The 6,000-nt window shown below is 43.0% G+C and carries 5 protein-coding genes; all 5 read right to left on the bottom strand.

Annotated elements, in window-relative coordinates; all coding sequences use genetic code 11:
* Positions 1 to 184 precede the first annotated feature (184 nt).
* The 5 genes from E5329_RS20830 to E5329_RS20815 all read right to left on the bottom strand — a co-directional run bounded on the left by E5329_RS20830 (position 185) and on the right by E5329_RS20815 (position 5,997).
* A complete protein-coding gene (locus tag E5329_RS20830; protein WP_135991277.1) occupies positions 185 to 703 on the bottom strand; it encodes a hypothetical protein in 519 nt (172 codons plus the stop codon).
* Positions 690 to 2,723, bottom strand: a complete 2,034-nt coding sequence (locus tag E5329_RS20825) for an AAA family ATPase (protein ID WP_135991276.1) — start codon at positions 2,721 to 2,723, stop codon at positions 690 to 692. Before E5329_RS20825 ends, E5329_RS20830 begins: the two co-directional genes overlap by 14 nt.
* Positions 2,713 to 2,877 carry a hypothetical protein gene (locus E5329_RS29980; protein ID WP_168356709.1) on the bottom strand — a complete coding sequence of 55 codons (165 nt, stop codon included), beginning with the start codon at positions 2,875 to 2,877 and terminating at the stop codon, positions 2,713 to 2,715. Before E5329_RS29980 ends, E5329_RS20825 begins: the two co-directional genes overlap by 11 nt.
* Positions 2,858 to 4,711 (bottom strand): DUF262 domain-containing protein, encoded by a 1,854-nt coding sequence (locus E5329_RS20820; protein ID WP_135991275.1) that lies wholly within the window; start codon positions 4,709 to 4,711, stop codon positions 2,858 to 2,860. Before E5329_RS20820 ends, E5329_RS29980 begins: the two co-directional genes overlap by 20 nt.
* Positions 4,712 to 4,836: 125 nt before the next feature.
* A complete protein-coding gene (locus E5329_RS20815; protein WP_135991274.1) occupies positions 4,837 to 5,997 on the bottom strand; it encodes an aminotransferase class V-fold PLP-dependent enzyme in 1,161 nt (386 codons plus the stop codon).
* Positions 5,998 to 6,000 lie beyond the last annotated feature (3 nt).

Genomic DNA, 6,000 nt, shown 5'->3' with positions numbered 1-6,000 from the left:
CTAATTTACAAGGAATTCTGGCATTAATCTTTTCTGCAACTGTCAAAGACAGGATTATAACTCTTTTGTCCCATTTTGTAAATATTTGGCAAAAATATTTTATCAATAATTTCAACATTCTACAGGCATAGACAAATCTTCCCTGACACGAACTACCAGAAAGGTCCATTCATTTCACTTGTCATCACACCGCCCCAGTTCCCTTAGACATCCCAAACCGTTCCAGCAGCGCCATCAGATTAGCGGTCTTTTCATCATAGAATTCTTCTTCCACTTCCCCTTTTCTCAGCACAAGCCGCTCATACAGTTCTTCCACTCCGCCCCGAACATAGGAATTAAATAAATTTTTGTAATATTCAAATTCTTCTTTTGTCTCCACCCCTTTAAACGCTTTCTTCACACTTTCCTCTGCCGAAATCTTGTCCCGGTTCTCCAATATCATAATCATCTGCATTATAAAATCCAAATCCTCTTTGGCTCCTATCATCTGTTCCGGAAAAATACTCTTTGACTCATTGGGCGAGAGATCCACTTCTGCTCTCCGATCCAAGCGGAATCCAATAATGGCCGCTAAAACATACACATCAATTACTCTCCGAAAATAAGTATGATCATAATCATTAAGAATGCACAATTCCCCTGCCATCCGGGCGTGTTTTCCCCGAAATTCAAATTCTTTTTTAAAAAATTCATACACTGCCATATTTCGATTCCTCCACTTTCCGAATTAATGCATAAGATTTCTCAGCATCTTTTTCAATGGAATAAGCACTCCCTACAAACGCATCCAAATTTGTATATTTCCAGTCCTTTTTCAGCATAAACAAAATTACCTGTTCTGACACTTCTGGAAGAACCTTGGAAATCAAACGAATATTTTCATCGCCCAGCTTTGAAAAAGGTCCGTCCAGCACAATAGGCAATGTGTCATTTCCCTGGGAAATTTCAGAGGATTTATCTTTCTTGCGCTTCTTACTGTAATCCATGATAGTTACAATAAACGCAAAGTTTCTTGCTATTTTCTCTCCTTCAGACAAATTCCTCTCCTCCCGAAAACCATGAGCGCTTTTATAATACATCTGAATTTCATATTGTTTTGACAGTTCTATTTTTTTATCCTTTGCATTAAACATACGTCCGAAATTATACTGAATCTGTTTATTTAATTCCAGAAATACTTTTTTCTCCTCTGCCCAAAAATCCTGATGCAGTTTCCGGTACAAAGATTCTGCCAGTTCCACCCGCGCTCTCCACTTGCGGTTTTCATCATTTCTGGCTTCCAACCCCTGCATTTCTTCCTCCAAACGTATTTTCTGGCGATCCAGAGACTGAATCTGCCCTTGCAGCTCCCCTTTTTGGCGGCTTAAATCCTGGATATTCTTCTGATAGCTTTTCAGCCTTCTGCGATGTTCTGCAAAATCAATATGTTCATCCATTCGTTGTTCCAACATAATATATTCATTACAGGTTTCCTCATAATTTTTGACACTGTCATCTACTAAAGCAGCTTTTTCCCGTAATTCTTCCTGTAAATTCACTGTATGGTTCCGCCACCAGGAAGCAGTGCGCTCAAATTCTCCCAACAGAGAACCTATATCCGCCGGAGGCAGATAATTCCTTTGTTCTATCAGGCAATTCCATTCTTTTGAATTCGGAATTAAGGGCGTTCCGCAGATACACCTTCCTCCCTGTATGATATGATCTATGGTAGCTTGCCGCATATGGGGCACATCCCGCCGCTCCCCCGCCACGGTTTTGACTAATTTCACCGTTTCACCTATCATCGGTTCCGCAAAAAGCATATATGCCCTATTACTGAATTCATTCACGAGATTTTTATATTGATTGAGATACAAATCCGCCTGTGATTTTTTTACCGTACCTAATTTATCGTACTGGCTTTGAAGGGATTCTGTATTTCTGTTTTCGTTCAGATATTCCTGAATTTCTTCACATTTTCTGTTGTAATTGCTGAGATTGATCTCAATATTCTCAATTTCTTTTTTACAATGTTCTATTTTACGGCTGCACTGCCTGCAGTCTGCTTCCAAATTGTCGTACAGATTTCCGGAACCTACAATTTTCTTTTTCAGCTTGCTGATAACAGAATATGCGCCCATATCTTTCAAATGCCTCATAGCCGCCTGATATGCTGATAAACCTGTTAAAATATGTACAGAATCTCTGATATTTTCTTTCACCCCATTTACAGAAATATCACTCCACCGTTCCCCATCAAATAGAAAATAATGTGACAAATTTCTTGGAAATAATTCATTAATCAATTCATCCACTTTCCGAGGCTCTACCTCAATCAAGGATTGGCTGCTGTGAACATCAGCGATATACATGGCCAGTTTCTTCTGGAACTCCTCTGCCGTCATGGCCGGAAATGCCCGGGTATAAACAGTTTCCCTTCGGATGGTATAACGTTTTTCTTCGTCTGCGGCTACCAGCTCCACCCATACCTTTGCCCTGCTATTGGCGTCCATCAAGGAAAGCGCATCGGTATTCAAAAGCTGATAATCCTCCTGGCGTTTGCCACGTTCTGTCAGAACTGCACCATACAGACACCAGCGAAATGCCTGAGCTATGGTAGTTTTCCCCACTGTATTATCCCCCAGCACTACTGTTACATTTTTCTCCTTTTCACAACTGAATTCCAGAGTGTTTTCCCCCTTATACCGCATAAAATTATTGATTGTAATACGTTCAAACCGCATAGCTTCTCCTTGCATATTCCACAATGATCTTTTGTATTTCCTCAGCCATTTTCTGGTCGGTTTTTGCCCTGCTCCGCAGATTCTTCCGTTCCAAGTAAAGTACTTCAAAGGTTAAATTCTGAAGCATTTTTTTATCAATTTCTTTCACCAACATCACCTATCCCTCCCGAATACAGCGGCCACAGTGCAATAATTTCAACGGCAAACCGGTTCCTTCTCTCTTCGATCCTGTCCTCATTCCAGTCCTTCATGCCATTGTCATACTGCCGCACAATTTCTTCTGTAATATTTAATGAAACATTTCCTTTATACCCCTCTTTCGGCTTCTGCCGTTTAGTTCCCGGAATTCCTTCTATCTTGGTTTTAAAATCGGAATTTTTCACGGCACAGTTCAGGGAATTCCGAAGCAGTGTCAGGTTCCCCAGATCATCAATATGCTTCTGCCGCTTTTCTGCATAATTTTCCGGAACACTCCAATTTTCCTGCCATTTCTTCGGCATAATATGTTCCAGCGTATAAGTGTAGGTTAAAGCGTCCTCATCGGAATTTTTCGTTCTCCTGGAAATCTCAATTAAAAATAAAATCATCTTGGCCGTGTCGCTCTTCATCTTTGTCAGTTGGCTTTTAATTTCTGCATCGCTGATGTTAATCTCTTTTTCTCCCACTGTAGAAAATAACTGTTCCACTCCTCGATTCAGAATCAGGTTGCACTTTGATGTATAATCTGAAACGCTGGTACCCATAATCCTTCTGCGGATAATAAAGCTTTCCAGCGCCCGGCTTTGGGCAATCAAACGCCTGTCCTTGAAATCTCCCTTTGCTTCTTTCATAATTTTAAGCACAAAGGGATAGAACATCTGTATTCCAAATTCTTCCAATACCAAAAGCAGCCGTTTTACATCCTTTTGCCAGGAGAAATATGTATTTGCCGCTTCTTCCTTATCTGCCATGTTCCGATGCATGCCTGTGATATATCTGCTGAAAATTCTGGCATACTCGTAGATTTCATCCACCAGCTCTTTATAATCCATAAACCCATAGTCTCTGGTCTCCCGGGTGTAAACAGTTTCCAGATTCCCTGAAAAATCCCTGGTATCTGCCTTCGCCCATTTAATGCTGGCCACACAATACAGCAAAAATTCCAGATTATTCCTGCCTACGTTTCCAAAACGGCGTTCCTCATCCCACTCATTTTCTTCTTTTTCCGAATAGAAAAACCTGTCCCATTTTTCATCATACATCCGGCTCACTTCCTGTATCTTGTCCGGATCATTTTCACAGCTCTCCATAAATCTCTGGAACAGATTATTTTTGATAATATCTGCCGTGCTCAGCCGCGCTCCGGCCCGGTTAATCGTATCAAAAATAGACTGTTCATTCATGTCATTTTCCATCAGTTCAATCCGCACCAGCATCTTATTATTGTCACTGTACATAATATCAAAGATATCCTTAAGCTCCTGCTGCTGCATTTTGTGCAGGACCTCTCTGTAATAGTGGTAGCACTTTCCGGTCTGTCCGATACAGGATACCTCCCATGCTTCCGGCTTCTCCCCTTCAAACACTCCTTTTCTGATAATTTCCCCGTAAGCGTCCCGATCTACTCTGGAATGTGCAATTTTGATTTCACTGTTTTTCAGTGCATCTGTGGTATTTCTCTTATAAAACAACACATTCTGAATGGTATCCTTGACGTTTTCTCTCATTTCATCATCAAATTCATCATAAATCGCCTTCGTCAGAAGCGACAGCGTAGTGAGCCTCTGCTGTCCATCCACAATGGTAGCCTCTGACGGCTCCCGGTTTTCTCCCCATTTAATGATAATGGAGCCGAGAAAAACCTGAACCTCCCGGTTTCCTTCAATGGATGAAAGAAGCTCCGCCCAATTCTCTTCTTTCCAGACATACCTTCTCTGGAAAAAAGGCACCACCAGCTTTTGAGGCCCTCCGCCAAAAATTTCTTTTACAGATTTCGCTTCTGCTTTCATTTACCCAAACCTCCTCCTTTGTACCCTGCCGCTTTCCGCTCCTTTGTATCCTGCCATTTTCTGCTCTTTCACACCCTGCTGCATTCTGCTCTTTCGTACCCTGCATACACATTTTTTAGACGGCTTTACCCTTCCGCTATTTCTTCCACGGCTTCTGCCAGCCGCTCCAATTCAGACTCTTTGGTAAACCGCCCAATACTTACCCGGACTGTTCCCCCGGTTCCCTCATCGTTCAGATATTTGTGGATTAATGGCGCACAATGGTACCCTGTCCGCACTGCTATGTGATATTCCTGATCCAGCAAAGCGCCCACATCTCCCGCCGAAAATCCTCTAAGATTAAAAGACAGAATTCCTGCCACAGCCCCAGACAGGGGCGGATACAATATTACCTCTGGAATCCGGGCAAGCATTTTTACAAGATATTCCCGCTGGTTTTGTTCCTTTTCCAGCCATTCCCCCTCTGAAGCTTTACCACACTCCATAAGCGCTGCATACAGTCCTGCAATCGCTGCAATGTTCATGCTTCCCGGCTCATATCCCTTTACATTTGCCGTATCCATTTCCAGATTCAGGGAATCGCTGCCAGTTCCTCCGAACAAAATCGGTTTCAGCCTTCTTCCATGATTATTCACATAGCCGCCAATCCCCAGAGGCCCGTACAAGGTTTTGTGCCCGGCAAAAATATAAAAATCTGCCGCCGTATTCTGCAGTCTGACCGGCACAAGCCCCAATGCCTGGGAGCCGTCTATCACAACTGCCGGATGATAGGACTCGGCCAGCTTTCCAATCTCCTGCCAGGGAATCACAGTTCCCGTCACATTGCTGACATGATTCATTACCAGAACCGTTGGATGTTTTCGTAGAAACTGATACCGGATTCTCTCTGTGTCCAACGTCATGGTTTCCCGATTCAACGCCAGTTCTTCCACCTCAAATCCATATTGCTTCTGAAGGGAGGCAAGTACCCGCATGATTGCATTGTGCTCAAAAGGCGTTACATACACAACCGCCTCTCGCTTCCAATCCAAACCGCCCAGCACCTGATTACATGCAATTGTAGCAGAGGGTGTGAATACTGCCTCTGCTACCGATTCCCCATGAACCATTCTGCATATCTGCTCCCTGGTATCTTCAATTAATTGGAACGCCTCTCTGGCAAGCCCGTAGAACCCCCTTCCGGCATTTACCGCAAGATTCCTTCCTGCCTTTTCCATCGCCTGATATACCGCTTCCGGCTTGGGATATGTAGTGGATGCATTGTCAAGATAAATCGATTCCTTCATTCG

The organism is Petralouisia muris (assembly GCF_004793545.1).
Taxonomy (GTDB): Bacteria; Bacillota; Clostridia; order Lachnospirales; family Lachnospiraceae; genus Petralouisia; species Petralouisia muris.
Note: the sequence above shows the minus strand (reverse complement) of the source record. Positions and strands in the feature narration are given on the sequence as shown.

Excerpts from the sequence above, each read along its gene's own strand:
- E5329_RS29980 (WP_168356709.1), bottom strand. The coding sequence starts at position 2,877 with ATGTTGGTGAAAGAAATTGATAAAAAAATGCTTCAGAATTTAACCTTT.
- E5329_RS20820 (WP_135991275.1), bottom strand. The coding sequence starts at position 4,711 with ATGAAAGCAGAAGCGAAATCTGTAAAAGAAATTTTTGGCGGAGGGCCT.
- E5329_RS20815 (WP_135991274.1), bottom strand. The coding sequence starts at position 5,997 with ATGAAGGAATCGATTTATCTTGACAATGCATCCACTACATATCCCAAG.
- E5329_RS20830 (WP_135991277.1), bottom strand. The coding sequence starts at position 703 with ATGGCAGTGTATGAATTTTTTAAAAAAGAATTTGAATTTCGGGGAAAA.
- E5329_RS20825 (WP_135991276.1), bottom strand. The coding sequence starts at position 2,723 with ATGCGGTTTGAACGTATTACAATCAATAATTTTATGCGGTATAAGGGG.